Here is a 16,871-nt window from a genome sequence, read left to right as displayed (position 1 = left end):
CGGCCCGCCCGCTGCGGACGGAGGGGTGGTGGTGGGGCCGCTGCTACGTGCCCCAGGCCTCGAACTCGTAGATGCGGGCGGCCGGATCGGTGGTCTGGGTCGGGGTGGTGATCACCAGCCGGACGTAGCGGGCGGTGAGGGAGACCGGGTGGGTGGTGGTGGCGGCGGTGTTTCCGGTGACGGTGACGGCGGTGGTCCACGGGTCGGTGGTGGCGCCCCGGACCTGGACGGTGAAGTCGCGGGTGTTCCAGGACGCACTCTCACCGCCCGCCTGGGCGTGCTTGACCACGAAGCCGGTCAGGCTGCGGGCCGCGCCGAGGTCCACCTCCAGCCACTTGCTTCCGGTCAGGGTGCACCACTTGTCGCCGTTGCCGCCGGACACCGAGCCGTTGACGGCCTTCGCCGCGGTCTCGCTGCCGTTGCACTGGCCGGAGGCCGTGGCCGGGCGGTTCAGCGAGAGGTTGCTGCTCGTCGCGGCGGACCAGGTGACGGTGGTGCTCGCAGGGGCCGAGCGGCCGTACTCGGTGGAGACCGCCTCGACGTCCAGCACGGTCGAGGTCTCGGTGCCGACCCGGTCGAGCTGCGGGACGAACCAGGCGCTGTTCGGCGTTGCGCCGAGGAAGGTACGGCTGCCGTCCGGGTTGCGCCGGTACACCTCGTAGTGGTGGACCGAGCCGGTGGCGGAGGGAGTCCAGGCGAGCCGCACGGTCCTACGGGTCGGGCTGACGTCGGTGGAGCCGAGGACGGTCGGTCCGGTCGGGGCGGCGGCGGTGTCCACCGCGCCGTCACGGACGGCGAGTTGGCCGATCTTGACGTCGAGGGAGGGCGTGCTGCCGGTGGTCTGCAGACCCAGCTGGGCGATGGTGCGTCCGGCGTACGGCGACAGGTCGAGTGTCCGGCGTTCCCAGCCCGCGGTGGTGGTGGAGCCGAGGTCGAGGGTGGTGAGGACGGTCGGCGAGTCCGTGAAGGCGACGGCCGCCCGCAGGTGGGTGGCCCCGGCGGCAGGGGTCTTCAGAACGACGTCGAGGCGGGTGTCCGCGGCCACCGGCAGCCGGGTCTGGTACAGCCGCACCGTGTTGTCGGAGTCGAGGGCGCCGGTGAGGCGCAGCGCGGAGCCGCCCTCGTAAGCGTCGGTGAAGTCGATCGACGGGGTGATCCTGGTGCCGCTGGAGGAGACCAGCCAGCGGTAGGTCGGCGGGACGTCCTGGACGGAGAGGTTGTTCCAGCCGGTGGAGGAGACCCGCACACCGCCGGAGTTCCAGAAGTCGCCCTGCCCGGCGTCGAAGGAGGTGACGAACGGCTTGGCGGTGATCGGCGAGGACTCCGGGACGTAGGTGGCGAGGCCCTTCCAGGACGAGGAGGTGGTGGTGTTCGACGGGTCGCCGTTGGCGCCGTCCCAGTAACGTGCCTCGCGGGCGTAGGAGTCGGCGCGGCCGGTGGCCGAGGTGTGTGTCCACTCCGGGCGGTAGAGGCCCAGCGAGGTGGTGTGCGGCTTGTTCGCGGGGAAGAGCGCGTTCCAGTTCACCGAGGAGTTGTAGCCGTTGGCCTCGGTGTCGATGCCGGAGTACAGCTCGTACTCGTTGCGGCCGAGCGAGCGGGCCAGTGTCCGGGAGGAGTCGAGGCCGGCGGCGGACCAGCCGAAGTTGAGGAACATGGAGTCGGAGGTCTTCTGCCCGGACTCCTGGAGGAACGCGTCGTCGGCGGAGGTGAGGGCGTTCTGCCAGTTCACCGAGCCGGACTCGGTCATCGCGTCGTACCACATGAACTCGACCGGTCCGAGCGAGCGGGCGTAGCGCATCTCGTCGCGCAGCGCGGTGGCGAGCGCCGAATCGCCGCCGTCCGTCTCCTGGTTGAGGAACCAGCCGTCGAAGCCGTAGTACTGCGCGGCCTGCACCAGCTTGTCGGCGACGGGGTAGCGGCCGCCGGACTTCTGGGCGAAGTCGCGGACCCACTGGAGCTTTCCGCCGTAGGCGGTGGGCGGGAAGAACACGGTGCCGTACACCTTCACGCCGTTGCGGTGGGCGGCGTCGATCACGGTCGGGTTCGGGGCGAGGATCAGGCCCTCGCCCGCCGAACCGCCCCAGAACACGAGCGTGTCGACGTACTGCCAGTGGCCGAAGGCGTAGTAGTTCGGGTCGGCGGAGCCCTGCGAGGGGTTGTTCGAGGTCGGCCCGAACGACACGAGCGAGACCACTCTGCCCTCACCGGGGCGGGCGTTGGCGTTGGCCTTGAGCGCCGGGTCCGACACCCGGGGGCGGAGCGGGACGGTGGCACGGTTGAACCGGGCGTCGGGGTCGGTGGCCGGATCCCAGTCCAGGATCGTGTTGGGGTACCAGTAGGAGGCGTACGGCTGGCTTCCGCTTCCACCGGCGGTGGTGCCGGCGGAGGTGCCGGCGGTGGCGGTGGCCTGCGGGGCGGGGGCGAGGAGGACGGCCGATAAGGCGGCGAGGGCGGTGCTCAGCAGCAGGGCGAGGCGTCGTTTCATCCGGGACTCCGGTCCAGCGGGGGACGGTTGCTGGTGCAGTGGTGGTGCGGATGACGTGGAGCGGCGAGCGTCCCGCAGGCTAAAGAGCTTTAGTTCATGGTGTCAAGAGGCCGGACGGGCGGTGGACTCGCGGACGGTCAGCCGCGGCGTCGGGTTCTGCACGTCACGGGCGGCGGACGGATCGGCGATCACGGCCAGCAGCTCCCGGGCGACCTGCTCGCCGAGGGCGAAGGTGTCGCGGGAGAGCGCCGTCAGCGACGGGTGGACGATCCGGGCCAGAGCCGAGTCGTCGAAGGAGACGACCGACAGGTCGCCGGGAACGGCGACGCCCATCTCGGCGGCCACCCCGAGCCCGGCCACGGCCATCACGTCGCTGTCGTAGATGATCGCGGTCGGCCGCTGACGGCGGGCCAGCAGCGCCCGGGTGGCGGCGGCGCCCTCGGCGTCCGAGAAGTCGGTCGGCAGCGACACCGCCTCGGTGAGCCCGAGCCGCCGTGCGCAGTCGCGCACCGCCCGGATCCGGCGCCGGGTGTGCTGGAAGGCGGGCAGCCCGGCCAGGTGCGCGATCCGGCGGTGCCCGAGCGCGGCCAGGTAGTCGACGATCGACACCATCGCCTCCCGGTCGTCGGCCCAGACGCTGGGCAGCGAGCCGTGCCGGCCGGGCCCGCCGATCACCAGCGCGGGCACCGCCAGCTCCTCCAGCACCGGCACGCGCGGGTCGTGGACCTGCAGGTCGACCACGACGAAGCCGTCCACGCGGTGCTCGGACGCCCAGCACCGGTACACCTCGATCTCGGCCGCGGTGTCCTCGACGACCAGCAGCTGAAGGGCGGTGCCGTCGCCGGACAGCCCGGCCTGCAGACCGGACAGCAACTGTCCGAAGAAGGGCTCCAGTCCGATGGTGCGCGCCGGGCGCGCCAGCACCAGCCCGACCGCCCGGGCCCGGGCACCGCCCAGGGCGCGGGCCGCGCTGTGCGGCCGCCAGTTCATCCGCTCGGCGACCTGCAGGATCCGGCTCCTGGTCGCCTCGCTCACCCCCGGCCGGCCGTTCAGCGCGAACGACACAGCGCCACTGGAGACCCCGGCCTCGCGGGCGATGTCGGCGATCGTCGGTCTGGGCATCGGGCGGGGCCCTCCTCGGAGATTTCTGGTGCGCGATCCCTTGACGCCGAGTGTAGCCAGGGGGATGCTGCCGAAACGCTAAAGGGCTTTAGTCGGTCTGCTCGACGAATCGGGAGACGCCACATGTTAGGAAGCCACTGGGCACGGCTGGCAGTGGCCGCGATCGCGGCCACGACCCTGGCCGGCTGCGGCCTGAGCGACCCGGACACCGGCTCGGACGGCCCGGCCGTGGCCGCCGGCGCCGAGGTCAAGGGCAAGGTCTCGATCCAGACCTGGGCCCTCAAGCCGAAGTTCACCGACTACATGCAGGGCGTCCTGGACGTCTTCCAGCAGGAGCACCCCGGCGTCCAGGTGGAGTGGCTCGACCAGCCCGGCGACGGCTACTCGGACAAGGTGCTCAGCCAGGCCTCCGGCGGCACCCTGCCCGACGTGGTCAACCTCCCGCCCGACTTCGCGCTGCCGCTCGCCGCGCAGGGCATGCTGCTCGACGTCGCCGCGGCCGACCCGAAACTTGCCGACGACTACGTCAAGGGCGGCATCGACGCGTACCGCTTCGCCGGCCGGGACGGCGCCTACGGCTACCCCTGGTACCTCAACACCGACGTCAACTACTGGAACTCCGAACTGCTCGCCAAGTACGGGCTGGACGCGAGGAAACCCCCCTCCTCCCTGGACGAGCTGATGGCCCGGGCCAGGACCGTCAAGGAGAAGTCCGGCGGTACGACCTACCTGATGAGCCGCAAGCCCGGCCTCGGCGACCTCGCCGACGCCGGCGTGAAGCTCATGGCCGACGACGGCAGGAGCTTCACCTTCAACACCTCCGAGGCCGCCGCCCTGCTCGACAAGTACCGCGACGCCTACAAGGAAGGTCTGCTGCCGAAGGACGTGCTCACCGAGACGTACGCCGGCAACGCCAAACTCTTCAACGCCGGCACCGTCGCCTGGACGACCGGCGGCGGCAACTACATCACCGGCCTCGCCACCGACAACCCCACCCTCGCGCCCAAGGTCGTCCCGTCCCCGGCGATCGGCACCCCGCCGCTGTACGTGCAGGGCCTGTCCGTCGCACGCACCAGCAAGAACCGGGCCGCCGCCGTGGCACTCGCCCGCTGGGTGACCAACGCCCGGAACCAGGCCGCGTTCGCCCACCTCACCAGCATCTTCCCCTCCACCAAGGCCTCCGCGGACGACCCGTTCTTCAGCCGGAGCGACGGCAGCAACGCCTCCGACGCCAAGGTGATCGCCTTCACCTCGCTGGGCAGGGCCCGGATGCTCCAGCCCGTCCAGGTCAACGACGCGATGAGCACGGTCGTCAACCAGCAGATCGCCCTGGCGATCAGCGGCGAGACGACGTCGAAGCAGGCCCTGGACACCGCCGTCAGCCGCTGCAACAAGCTGCTCGCCGGCTGACCGCGCCCGCGGGCGGCGGCCGCCCCCCCGGCCGCCGCAAGCCTGGACCGCCTCGTTCCGCCCGCAGGGACCGCCCGGCTCCGCCCGTCCCTTTCGAGGAAGGCACCCGATGACCCACCGGCGCTGGTTCACCCCCTGGCTGCTGGCCGGCCCGGCCGTGCTCTGGCTCGCCGTCTTCAACCTGTGGCCGGCCGTCAACACGGTGATCCTCTCCTTCACCAATGCCCGCCCGCTCGGCGGCGGCCGCTTCACCGGCCTCGCCAACTACCAACGCGCCGTGGAAGACGAGCAGTTGGCCGACGCGCTGGTCAACAGCATCGTCTACCTGCTGATCTGCCTCCCGCTGCTCACCCTGCTGCCGCTGCTGCTCGCCCTGCTGGTGGAGCGCAGGCTCCCCGGCATCACCTTCTTCCGCACCGCCTTCTACACCCCGGTCATCGCCTCCGCCGTGGTGGTCGCCCTGATCTGGGGCTGGGTGCTGGACGACCGCGGCCTGCTCAACGGCCTGCTCGGCCAACTCGGCCTGGCCGCCCGGCCGGTCTCCTTCCTCACCGACCGCTGGCTGCTGCTGTTCAGCGCGATCGGCCTGACGGTGTGGAAGGGCCTCGGCTACTACATGGTGATCTACCTGTCGGCGCTCGGGAACGTCGGCCGCGAACTCCACGAGGCCGCCGCCGTCGACGGCGCCTCCGCCGTCCGGCGCTTGTGGCACGTGACCCTCCCCGGGGTGCGCCCCACCATGATGCTGGTCTCCGTGCTCATCTCGGTCTCCGCCCTGCGGGTCTTCTCCGAGCTGTACGTGCTCTCGCACGGCACCGGCGGCCCCGGCGGACGCGACATGTCGGTGGTGATGCTCATCCAGCTGTACAGCCGCGGCTTCACCGGGCACATCGGCTACGCCTCGGCGCTCAGCCTGCTGCTGTTCGCGATCACCGTCGGCCCGATGCTGCTGCTCGCCCGGCTCGGCAGGAAGGCGGCCTGACCGATGGCCCGAGGATTCAACACCCCGTCGCCGGCCGGGAAGGCCGCCCGCTACCTGCTGCTGGCCCTGGTCCTGCTGCTCACCGTCGGCCCGTTCCTGTGGCAGCTGTCCACCTCGCTCAAGGGGCCCGGCGAGGACGTCTGGTCCCGCACCCCCGGCTTCCTGCCGCACGAGCCGACCCTCGCCAACTACGCCAAGGTCGCCGACACCGTCCCGGTCTGGACGTACGCCGCCAACTCCCTGGTGGTGGCGTCGATCGCGGTGATCGGCAACGCGGCCGGAGCGACCCTGGCCGGCTTCGCGCTGGCCCGGCTGCGCTTTTGCGGCGCGCGCCTCGTCCTCGGCCTGTTCCTGGCCACCCTGGTCCTGCCGGGCGAGGTCACCATCGTCTCCCAGTACGTCACGGTGCGCAGCCTCGGTCTGACCGACACCCTGGCCGGGGTGGCCCTGCCCGGCGCGATCGCGATGCTGAACGTGTTGCTGATGCGCACCGCCTTCCAGGCCGTCCCGCCCGACCTGGACGCCGCCGCCCTGGTCGACGGCGCCAACGTGTGGCAGCGACTGGTCCACGTCGGTCTGCCGAACGTGCGCGGCATGCTCAGCGTGGTCGTCATCTTCACCTTCATCGGCGCCTGGGACGACTTCCTTTGGCCGCTGATCGTCCTCAACGACCCGGGCAAGTACACGCTCACCGTCGGCCTGCAGTACCTGAACGGCACCTTCAGCGCCAACCCCCGGCTGATCGCCGCCGGGACCATGATCGCCTTCCTGCCGATCGTCGTCGTCTTCGCCTCGCTGCAGCGGTTCTTCTTCCGGGGCGTCGAGGAAGGGGCCGTGAAGGGATGACCGCGACTCACGAAGGAACCCGCCGCCGCATGACCGACACCGCCCGGCCCCCGCGCTTCGGCGTGAACTACACACCCAGCCGGGGCTGGTTCCACCACTGGCTTGACTTCGACCCCGACGAGGTGCGCGCCGACCTGGACTCGGTCGCCGCACTCGGCCTGGACCACCTCCGGGTCTTCCCGCTGTGGCCGCTCTTCCAGCCGAACCGCACGCTGATCCGCCCCCGGGCCGTCGAGCAACTGGTCGCCCTCGCCGACGCCGCCGCCGAACGCGGCCTCGACGTGGCCGTCGACGGACTCCAGGGCCACCTGTCCAGCTTCGACTTCCTGCCCGCCTGGACGACCACCTGGCACCGCCGCAACCTGTTCACCGACCCCGAGGTGATCGACGGCCAGCGCGCCTACCTGCGCACGCTCGCCGCCGCCCTCGCCGACCGGCCCAACTTCATCGGTATGACCGTCGGCAACGAGATCGACCAGTTCTCCGGCCACCCGCACCCCGACCCCGACCGGATCACCCCGGCGCAGGCCGAGGCCTGGCTGCACCGGGTGCTCACCGCCTGCGAGGAGGGGGCACCCGGCCGCCTCCACCTGCACGCCGCGTACGACGCCGCCTGGTACCAGGACGGCCACCCGTTCACCCCCGCGCACGCCGCCCGGATCGGCACGGCCACCGCCGTCCACTCCTGGGTCTTCAACGGCACCGCCCAGCGGCACGGCCCCGAGGCCGCCGCCACCGGGCAGCACGCCGCCTACCTGATCGAACTGTCCAAGGCCTGGGCGGACGACCCCCACCGCCCGGTCTGGCTCCAGGAGGTCGGCGCACCCGCCCCGCACATCCCGGCCGGGCGGGCCGCGGCGTTCGCGCGGACGACCGTCGCCAACGCCCTGGACTGCCCGGACCTGTGGGGCATCACCTGGTGGTGCTCGCACGACGTCGACCGAGCCCTCGCCGACTTCCCCGAACTCGAGTACGGCCTCGGCCTGCTGACCAACGCCCGGGAGACCAAGCCGGCGGGCGCGGCGGTCGCCGCGCTGGCGGCGGAGGTCCGCGCCGAGTGGACCCCGCCGCCGGTGCGCACCACCGGACTCGTCCTGGACCTGCCGGACGACGCCCCCGCACGGTCGATCTGCGCGCCCGGCGGGACGTACTTCGAGGCGTTCGCGCGGCTGGCGGCCACCGGTGCCCGGCCGGCCGCCGTCCTCGCAGGACGCGCCGCGGACGCGGACCACCTGTCCGCCCGGGGCATCACCGAACTCGTCACCATTGACCAGCTCCGCTAAGGCGTGTCTGCAACGGCGTACGGTTGCCTCACAGGGGCGCGGGGAACTGCGCGATTCGGATGCGGACCACTGTGCGGACCAGGGATGAGCCGGATTCGTCGGCGGCACCACCCCCGGACTGCGCAGTTCCCCGCGCCCCTGACCGATCTCCCGTGTGCCTTTGACGACAGGCTCCAGGCCCGCTCGAACCCGTCCGCCACTTCTGGGAGCAGCCCGCATGCACGATGACCGCAGCCTCGTCGAGTCCCGGCTCAAGCGCGTCCTGGAGGAGCGCATCCGGCCCGCCGTGTACCCCGAGTCGGTCCCGCTGGAGGTGTCGATCTGGACGGCTCCCGACGAGCCCGTCCCCGTCGCGGAGGGCCTGACCGCGCCGCGCACCCCGATCGCGGCCGGTGAGCAGTGGGGGGCGCCCTGGGGGACGAGTTGGCTGACCGTCGCCGGCACCGTCCCCCAGGCCTGGGCGGGCCGGACGGTCGAGGCGCTGATCGACCTCGGGTTCGACGCCAACATGCCGGGCTTCCAGTGCGAGGGCCTGGTCTACCGGCCCGACGGCACCCCGGTGAAGGGCCTCAACCCGCGCAACCAGTGGGTGCGGATCGCCGCGCCCGCCGCGGGCGGGGAGGAGGTGCTGCTGCACGTCGAGGCCGCCTCCAACCCCGTGATCCTGGACTACCACCCGTTCCTGCCCACCGAGCTGGGCGACAGGGAGACCGCCGGTGACCGCCCGCAGTACCGGCTGGAGCGGATCGACCTCGCGGTCTTCGACGAGACGGTGTGGCAGCTGGTCGTCGACCTGGAGGTGCTCGGCGAACTGATGGCCGAACTCCCGGTCGAGGGCGCCCGCCGCTGGGAGATCCTCCGCGCGGTCGAACGGGCGCTCGACGTGGTCGACCTGCAGGACGTCAACGGCACCGCGGCCGCCGCCCGGCGCGAGCTGGAGGCGGTGCTCGCCTCACCCGCCGAGCCGTCCGCGCACCTGATCAGCGCCGTCGGCCACGCCCACATCGACTCCGCCTGGCTGTGGCCGCTGCGCGAGACCGTCCGCAAGGTCGCCCGGACCGCCGCCAACATGACCGCGCTGCTGGAGGACCAACCCGACTTCGTCTACGCCATGTCGCAGGCCCAGCAGTACGCCTGGATCAAGGAGCACCGGCCCGAGGTCTACGCCCGGGTCAAGAAGGCGGTCGCGGAGGGGCGGTTCGTCCCGGCCGGCGGCATGTGGGTGGAGTCCGACACCAACATGCCCGGCTCCGAGGCGATGGCCCGTCAGTTCGTCCACGGGAAGCGCTTCTTCCTGGAGGAGTTCGGCGTCGAGAACGAGGAGGTCTGGCTGCCCGACACCTTCGGCTTCGCCGGCGGGCTGCCGCAGATCATCAAGGCGGCCGGGTCCACGTGGCTGCTGACCCAGAAGATCTCGTGGAGTCAGGTCAACACCTTCCCGCACCACACCTTCCTCTGGGAGGGCATCGACGGCACCCGGATCTTCACCCACTTCCCGCCCGTCGACACCTACAACTGCTCCATGCAGGGCAAGGAGATCGCCCACGCCGCCCGGAACTTCAAGGACAAGGGGCGCGCCCGGCACTCGATCGCCCCGACCGGCTGGGGCGACGGCGGCGGCGGAACCACCCGCGAGATGGTCGCCAAGGCCGCCCGCCTGCGCGACCTGGAGGGGTCGGCCCGGGTGCGCTGGGAGCGGCCCGCCGAGTTCTTCGCGAAGGCCGAGCGCGAGTACTCCGACCCGCCCGTGTGGACCGGCGAGCTGTACCTCGAACTGCACCGGGCCACCCTCACCAGCCAGGCCAGGACCAAGCAGGGCAACCGGGCGTGCGAGAACCTGCTGCGCGAGGCCGAACTGTGGTCCGCCACCGCGGCGGTCAGGGCCCGGCTCCCCTACCCGTACGAGGAACTGGACCGGATCTGGAAGACCGTGCTGCTGCACCAGTTCCACGACATCCTGCCGGGCTCCTCGATCGCCTGGGTGCACCGGGAGGCCGAGCGGACGTACACCGCTGTGACGGAGGAACTCGCCGCGATCATCGACCGGGCGCAGCGGGCGCTGGCCGGTGAGGGGGACGGCACCGTCGTCTTCAACGCCGCCCCGCACGACCGCGGGGGAGTACCGGCCGGCGGCGCCCGGCCCGCGGCCCCCGCCGGGGGCGGCTGCACGGTCGCAGCCCGGCCGGACGGCGGGTACCTGCTGGACAACGGCCTGCTGCAGGCCGTTGTCGACGCGCGAGGGCTGGTGGTGTCGGTGCGGGACCTCGCCTCCGACCGGGAGGCCCTCGCCCCCGGTGCGACCGCCAACCTGCTGCAGATCCACCCGGACTTCCCCACCATGTGGGACGCCTGGGACGTCGACTCGTTCTACCGCAACACCGTCACCGACCTGACCGCCGTGGACTCGCTGGAGGTCACCGACTCCGGGCCCGACGCCGTCGCCGTCCGGGCGACCCGCACCTTCGGGTCCTCCCGGGCCGTCCAGACCGTCACCCTCACCTCCGGGTCCGGGCGGCTCGACCTCGACACCGAGATCGACTGGCACGAGACCGAGAAGTTCCTCAAGGCCGCCTTCCCGCTCGACGTGCGCGCCGACCGGTACGCCGCCGAGACCCAGTTCGGCCACCTGTACCGGCCGACCCACACCAACACCAGCTGGGAGGCGGCCAAGTTCGAGGCCTGCAACCACCGCTTCGTCCACCTGGAGGAGCCCGGCTGGGGCGTCGCCCTGGTCACCGCGTCGACCTACGGCCACGACGTGACCCGCACGGTACGGCCGGCGGACGGCGGCACCACGACCACCGTCCGGGTCTCCCTGCTGCGTGCGCCGCGCTTCCCCGACCCGCACACCGACCAGGGACTGCACCGCTTCCGGCACGCGCTCGTCCCCGGTGCGGGCATCGGCGAAGCCGTCCGCGAGGGCTACCGGATCGGCCTGCCGGAACGCCGGGTCCCCGGATCCGCTGAGGTCGCCCCGCTGATCACGCTCGACCACGACGCCGTGGTCGTCAGCGCCGTGAAGCTCGCCGACGACCGCAGCGGAGACATCGTCGTCCGGCTGTACGAGTCCGGCGGCGGCCGGGCCCGCGTCCGCCTCGCACCGGCTTTCGCGTACGCCCGGGTGGACCGCTGCGACCTCCTGGAACGCCCGACGGGGGAGGGCGGGACAGAACTGCGGCTGCGGCCCTTCGAGTTGGTCACCCTGCGGTTCGCGGTCGGCGGCCGAGGGGAAGCGCCCCGCTGAACCGGCCGGGCGGCAACCGTGCGGCAGCAGCAGCGGCTGCGGCAGCGGCAGTAGCTGCGGCCGAAGGCCCGGGCCCGGCACGGCCGGTGCTCGTCCGACGGGCGAAATCCCGGTCGACCGACCGGTCGAGGGACGCTAGGCTGCTGCCCGGCTGGACACGCACCGCCGATCGTCGCTGCCCCTCCCCGCCCACGCCGGGATGCCGGGGCGCCGCCGACCAAGGGGCCCTCGGGCGCCCGTGTCGATCACCGTGCCGACGTACCGGGCGGGGAGCGCGTGGGCAGGCCCGCCGGGATGCGACCGCACCGTGACGAAGAAGAACCGACCGACCGCCGCCCGGGCCGCCCGCGCGGCGCGACGGGCCGGCACCACCATCCCGTACACCGCGCTGCTGCGCGCTGCCCGGGACCGTGCGGTCGAAGGGCCGACGACGGAGGGGCTGACGACGCTGCTGATCGGCAACGCCATGGCGGTGGGCCCGGACCGGGCCGGGCGGCAGGCGTGGGCGGAGGCTGCCGCCGCGGCACTGACCTCCCTGGTCCGGATGAGCAGCGGAGAGGTGTACCCGGCGGCCGCGGAGGTCGAACTGCTGCCGGACGGTGAGCCCGAGGAGCCGCCGTTCGCGGTCGTCACCGTCGTGGCCCGGCGCCCGTGGGCGCGCACCGGAGAGTGGCAGGCAGTGCTGGAGGACGTGCGGGACGCCCTCGACCCTGCCGCGGATCCGGTGCCGCTCGGCCGGTTCTCCGCCGTGCTGCCGATCGGCTCGTCCGCCGCCGACGTGCGGCGGGGCAGGGGCGCGGGGCGGACGGCACGGGTGGAGTTCACCGCCCGCTCCGCCCCGGCCGACGGGGACCTGCTGGCCGCGCTCGAGGCCGCTCCGCCGACGTGGCCGGCACCGCACTGGCCCGAGTCGCAGGACCGGCAGGCGCCCTACCGACCCGACGCGGCCCACTTCCGGGCCGGCGGAGCGGCCGCCGAGGACCGGGACCGGCTCCTCTGCCTGCAGTGCGGGTGCCCCGCGGCGTGGGCGTGCCCGCACTGCCCCGGATGCCACTGCTACGACGAGGCCTGCCCGGACCCCGACCTGCGGCACCGGCAGCGGGACCTCACCGATGTCGGCGGGTTCCTGCTGACCGCGCTGCTGCCCGCGGACACCGACGAGCGCGACTTCGCCCAGCAGGTCGCCGACACCGTACGCACCGTCACCCGCCGGACCACCGGCGAGGCGTACCCCGCCCGGGCCGTGGTGCTGCGCCTCGACGAACCGTGGCGCGCCGTGGCGGGCCACGCCGGCGACGCGGTGGAGGCCCGACTGCTGGTGTGCGGCGAGGCCGTGCGCGACCGGAACGCCGAGGGGGAGGTCGACCGGCTCCGGCTGGACATGGCGGCCGCACTCGAACGGGGGACGGCCGAAGCGCACCCGGCGCCGCGGGGCCCGGTCGCCCGCCCGCTGGAGCCGGGCGAGGTGGCGGGCCTCCTCGACCGGAGGGTCTGGGCCGTGGCCACCCGGGACGCCGACCCGCTCGTGCTGCGCCCCGACTGGCGGGAGTCGCTGGAGCGGCTCGCCGCCACAGGACCTGAGCGGCGGAATCCGGTCACCGAAGGCCGCCTGTAGCCCGGAGGCAGTCCTGGGCATGTCTTCGAAGGCGATTGCGCCCCCTGTGGCCGCCCAATCCCCTTTGACGACACGCCGTAGGCCGCCACATCGCCCGTTCGGCGAGGTGGCGGCCGCGGTGGGGGCTGCTGATCGGCTGCGCGGTCGGGGGCCGTCGCTGCCCGCCGTCCTCGCCGATGCCGCATAGGATCACCGCACGGCACCGCTTCGGGGAACGAGCGGTCCCCTCGTGCTCGGCACCCGGCTCGGTCCTTCCACCCGCGCCGACGAGACAGGACGAGACAGGAACTGCCATGACCTACACCGTGGATTTCGGCACCGTATCGACCGCCGGCCTGGAGTCGTCGCCCGTCGCGGCCGCGCTCGCCGGGCTGCGGGCGAACGAGGCCCGCTACTTCAAGAACAAGTACGACCACGTCTTCACGGTGGAGCCCGCGAGCGACGCCACGGAGGTCGTCGACTGGGTGCACCGGGTCCTGAAGGAGGAACGCGAGATCGTCATCTCGTCCAGGCCTCTCGAGGCCACCGCCTTCCAGGTCGAGAACATCCGAATGGCCTACGTGTTCTACGAGAGCGGCCTGTCGATCAACGTGATGTACACCGTCGACGACTCCGGGAAGCGAGCGGTCGGGTTCAAGCTCTCCGAAGGCATGGAGGTCCCGGAGGAGCTGGCAGGCTTCAAGTTCGCACGGCAGAAGTCGAAGCTCGCCGGGACCATCCGCGGTTCGTACTTCGTGATCAAGAACGAGTACTGAGCCTCACCGCCCGCGGCGGAGCGCGTCGGCGAGTTCCTCCGCCTCCGGCCGGCCGAGTTCCGTGTAGATCGCCAGCGCTGCCCGCCGGTCGGCGTCCGCCTCGTCGGTGCGCAGCAGGCGGTGCAGACAGCGGGCCGCGGCCGCCAGGGCGCGTGCCTGGTCGGGGCGGCTGCCGGTGGCCCGGGCCAGTGCCAGTGAGGTCCGGTGGTGCGTGAGTGCCTGCTCGGCCTCGCCGAGGGCCAGCAGCGTTTCGCCGAGGCCGTGGTGGGCGTTGGTCCGGCTGCCGGGGTCTCCCAGGCGCTCGGCCAGCGTCAGGGCCTGCCGGAAGTAGGCCGAGCCCCGGGCATGGCGCCCCGACTCGTGGTGCAGCAGGCCGAGGATGTTGAGGGTCTCGGTCTCGGCGCGGGGCTCCGGATGGCACGGTGGACCTCCAGGGCCCGTTCGAGGTGCTGTCCGGCGGCCCGCCAGTCGCGCCGGTTGATTCCGACCAGCCCGAGATTGTTCAGTGCGGCGCCCGCTCCGCCGCGGTCTCCGATCTCCTCGTAGATGCGCAGGGCGTCCGCCAGGCTGGCGGCGGCCTCCTCGAGCCGTCCCGACTGGCGGTGCACGATGGCGATGTTGTTGAGCATGTCGCCCTCGGCCGAGCGGAACCCGGTGGCGCGGTGGATGGCGAGTGCCCGCCGGTAGTGGTCCAGTGCCTCGGTGTACCGGCCGAGCCGTTCGTGGACCAGGCCGAGGTTGCCCAACGAGGTGCCCTCTCCCACCCGGTCGCCGAGCGCCCTCCTGATCTCCAGTGCCCGCCGGTGGTGGTCGAAGGTCTCGGGCATCCGCCCCAGGCGCTCGTGGACCTGGGCGAGGCCGTGCAGGGCGGCGCCCTCGGACGCGCGGTCACCGAGGCGGACGGCCAGCTCGTGGGCGGCCGTGAGCCGTGCCATGGCCTCGGGGTAGCGGGCCAGCCGGTACTCGGTGATGCCCAGGTGCAGCAGTGCGGCCGCGCGGTCGCGGTCGGTGCGCGCCCCGTCCAGGGCCAGCCCGTGCAGCGCGTGCGCCTCCGCGTAGCGGCCGGTGACGTGCAGGTGGCGGTGGAGGAGTGCGGACAGCGCGGCGAGCCGGTCGTGCCATCCGCCCTCCCGGGCCGTGTCGGCGAGCGCGAGGAGGTTGGCGGTCTGGGCGTCGAGCCAGTTGCGCGCCCGGTCGGGCCGGTCCGGGAGCGGCCCGGGTACGGCCGGGGCGCGGACCTGCTCGCGCCGGTCGCTCTCGTAGGGGTAGAGCACCGCGGTGGCCGCCGCGAGGCTGTGGGCGGACTGGTCCAGCAGGCGTTCCAGTGCGGCGTTCCGTTCCGCGGGGCTGTCGTGCCGGGTGGTCAGCTCCCTGGCGTAGTCGCGCAGCAGGTCGTGCGACGTGTGGCGGTCGGGGCCGATGAGGTGCACGAGGTGTGCTCGCAGCAGCTCGTCCAGGATCCTGCGGGCGTCGGGCAGGGAGGAGCGGGTGAGCGCCGCCACGGCGTGGTGGTCGACGTGCCGCCCGGGATGCAGACCCAGCAGGCGGAACGCCCGGGCTGCTCGTGGCGGCAGGTGCCGGTTCGACCAGGACAGCACCGGGCGCAGGTCGGTGAACGGATCGTGGCCGGTGCCGAGGAGGTCCAGGCGCCGCCGTTCGTCGGCGAGTTCGGCGGTCAGCTCGGTGAGGGTCGCGCCGCTGCGGGAGGCCGCGAGCTCGGCGGCGATGCGCAGGGCGAGCGGCAGGCGGGCGCAGTGTTCGGCGAGCGGCGCGAGCGTGCCGGGGTCCGCGTCGTCGCGCTCGCCGAGCAGTTCCCCGAGCAGCCGGACGGCGTCGTCGAGGGGCAGCAGGTCAAGGGCGACCCGGCGGGCGCCGTCGCGGGCCACCAGGCCGCTCAGGCTCTCCCGGCTGGTGACCAGGACGCCGCAGGAGTCGCCGGGCAGCAGCGGTCTGACCTGCTCGGCACGGTGGGCGTTGTCGAGGACGACGAGGATGCGGCGCCCGGTGACCGCGGTACGGAACCGGCCGGCCAGCAGCTCGGTCTCCCCGTCGCCGACCGCGGGCACCTCCGTCCCCAGGGTGCGCAGGAACTCGGTCAGCACCTCGTCCGGCCGGCGCGGCCGGTCGGGCCCGTAGCCGCGGAGGTCCACGTAGAGGCACCCGTCCGGGAACCGCCGGCGCGCGAGGTGGGCCCAGTGCAGTGCCAGGGCCGACTTGCCGACCCCCGCCGGCCCGGTGAGCAGCGCCAGCACCGCCGGACCCGGGTCGGGCGTCAGCTCCGCCATGATCGTCGAGAGTGCGGTGAGTTCGGTGCCGCGTCCGACGAACGGCTGCTGCCGGGGCGGTAGTTGCCAGGGCGCCCGCGGCGCGGTCGGGAGGCCGGCCCCGCCCCCGGTGCGCGGCAGGTCCAGCGCCGGATCGCCGCACAGGATGCGCCGGTGCAACTCCCGGCTCGGGGACGCGGGCCGGACGCCGAGCTCCTCGTCCAGCAGGCCGTGCAGGCGCCGGTAGGCGTCCAGGGCGTCGTGCTGGCGGCCGCAGCGGTACAGCGCGAGGATCAGCTGACGCCACAGCCGCTCCCGCAACGCGTGCTCCTTGACCAGGACGGTCAACTCGCCGACCAGATCGGCATGACGGCCGAGTGCCAGCCGTGCCTCCACGTGGTCCTCCAGGACCCCGATCCGGCCGTCCTCCAGCACTCGTGCCTCCTCCTGCACGACGGCGGGCACCGGGAGTCCGGCCAGCACCGGGCCGCGCCACAGGCCGAGAGCGCGGGTGAGGCGGTCGGCCGCGGTGTCGTTGCGCCCCTCGGCCAGGGCGCGGCGGCCCTCCTCGGCCAGGGCGGCGAACGCGAGCGAGTCCAGGCCGTCCGGGCCGGCCGTGAGGGTGTACGTGCCGGCGGCCGACTGCAGGGCCGGGGCGTGTGGTGCGTCACCGGCGAGCAGCCTGCGCAGATCGGCCGCGTACTGCCGCAGGTTGGCGGCCGCCGACCGGGGCGGAGCACCCCGCCACAGCGCCTCGGTGAGCAGGTCCGCGGTGGTGGCGGCGTTGGCGCGCAGCGCGACCGTTCCCAGGAGCATCCTGGCCAGCCGACGCGGTGGCGGCAGGACGCGGTCACCGGAACGAATC

The 16,871-nt window shown here is 73.1% G+C and carries 11 protein-coding genes; 7 read left to right on the top strand and 4 right to left on the bottom strand.

The genetic code is table 11. From position 1 onward, the window contains the following. Positions 1 to 43: 43 nt before the first annotated feature. Both KSNIM_RS04930 and KSNIM_RS04925 read right to left on the bottom strand, forming a co-directional pair. The gene (locus KSNIM_RS04930; RefSeq protein ID WP_263101992.1) at positions 44 to 2,485 is read right to left on the bottom strand and encodes an endo-beta-N-acetylglucosaminidase; all 2,442 of its coding nucleotides are present in this window, start codon (positions 2,483 to 2,485) and stop codon (positions 44 to 46) included. A gap of 102 nt (positions 2,486 to 2,587) precedes the next feature. Continuing rightward, positions 2,588 to 3,607 carry a LacI family DNA-binding transcriptional regulator gene (locus KSNIM_RS04925; RefSeq protein ID WP_263101991.1) on the bottom strand — a complete coding sequence of 340 codons (1,020 nt, stop codon included), beginning with the start codon at positions 3,605 to 3,607 and terminating at the stop codon, positions 2,588 to 2,590. A 123-nt stretch (positions 3,608 to 3,730) separates the two neighbouring features. Here KSNIM_RS04925 and KSNIM_RS04920 point away from each other — a divergent pair, with 123 nt between their 5' ends. From KSNIM_RS04920 to KSNIM_RS04890, 7 genes are all read left to right on the top strand, one after another. Further along, positions 3,731 to 5,017 (top strand): ABC transporter substrate-binding protein, encoded by a 1,287-nt coding sequence (locus KSNIM_RS04920; protein WP_263101990.1) that lies wholly within the window; start codon positions 3,731 to 3,733, stop codon positions 5,015 to 5,017. Between the two features lie 109 nt (positions 5,018 to 5,126). Next, on the top strand, positions 5,127 to 5,999 hold the full coding sequence (locus KSNIM_RS04915; protein ID WP_263101989.1) for a carbohydrate ABC transporter permease: 873 nt from the start codon (positions 5,127 to 5,129) through the stop codon (positions 5,997 to 5,999). Between the two features lie 3 nt (positions 6,000 to 6,002). After that, positions 6,003 to 6,845, top strand: coding sequence for a carbohydrate ABC transporter permease (locus KSNIM_RS04910; protein ID WP_263101988.1), 843 nt, complete (start codon positions 6,003 to 6,005; stop codon positions 6,843 to 6,845). Between the two features lie 29 nt (positions 6,846 to 6,874). After that, positions 6,875 to 8,128, top strand: a complete 1,254-nt coding sequence (locus tag KSNIM_RS04905) for a glycoside hydrolase 5 family protein (RefSeq protein ID WP_263101987.1) — start codon at positions 6,875 to 6,877, stop codon at positions 8,126 to 8,128. Between the two features lie 217 nt (positions 8,129 to 8,345). Further along, on the top strand, positions 8,346 to 11,372 hold the full coding sequence (locus KSNIM_RS04900; RefSeq protein WP_263101986.1) for an alpha-mannosidase: 3,027 nt from the start codon (positions 8,346 to 8,348) through the stop codon (positions 11,370 to 11,372). Positions 11,373 to 11,679: 307 nt separating this feature from the next. Next, positions 11,680 to 12,987, top strand: coding sequence for a hypothetical protein (locus KSNIM_RS04895; protein WP_263101985.1), 1,308 nt, complete (start codon positions 11,680 to 11,682; stop codon positions 12,985 to 12,987). Between the two features lie 293 nt (positions 12,988 to 13,280). Next, complete coding sequence (locus KSNIM_RS04890) at positions 13,281 to 13,742, top strand: hypothetical protein (RefSeq protein ID WP_263101984.1); 462 nt, start codon at positions 13,281 to 13,283, stop codon at positions 13,740 to 13,742. Between the two features lie 3 nt (positions 13,743 to 13,745). Here KSNIM_RS04890 and KSNIM_RS39380 read toward each other — a convergent pair whose 3' ends face one another. Both KSNIM_RS39380 and KSNIM_RS04885 read right to left on the bottom strand, forming a co-directional pair. Further along, entirely contained in the window at positions 13,746 to 14,111 is a 366-nt protein-coding gene (locus KSNIM_RS39380; protein WP_411543842.1) for a tetratricopeptide repeat protein, read from the bottom strand. Beyond that, entirely contained in the window at positions 14,054 to 16,822 is a 2,769-nt protein-coding gene (locus KSNIM_RS04885; RefSeq protein ID WP_263101983.1) for an AfsR/SARP family transcriptional regulator, read from the bottom strand. The genes KSNIM_RS39380 and KSNIM_RS04885 overlap by 58 nt, the downstream gene beginning before the upstream one ends. Positions 16,823 to 16,871 lie beyond the last annotated feature (49 nt).

It is taken from the genome of Kitasatospora sp. DSM 101779, from assembly GCF_025655475.1.
Lineage (GTDB): Bacteria > Actinomycetota > Actinomycetes > Streptomycetales > Streptomycetaceae > Kitasatospora.
Note: the sequence above shows the minus strand (reverse complement) of the source record. Positions and strands in the feature narration are given on the sequence as shown.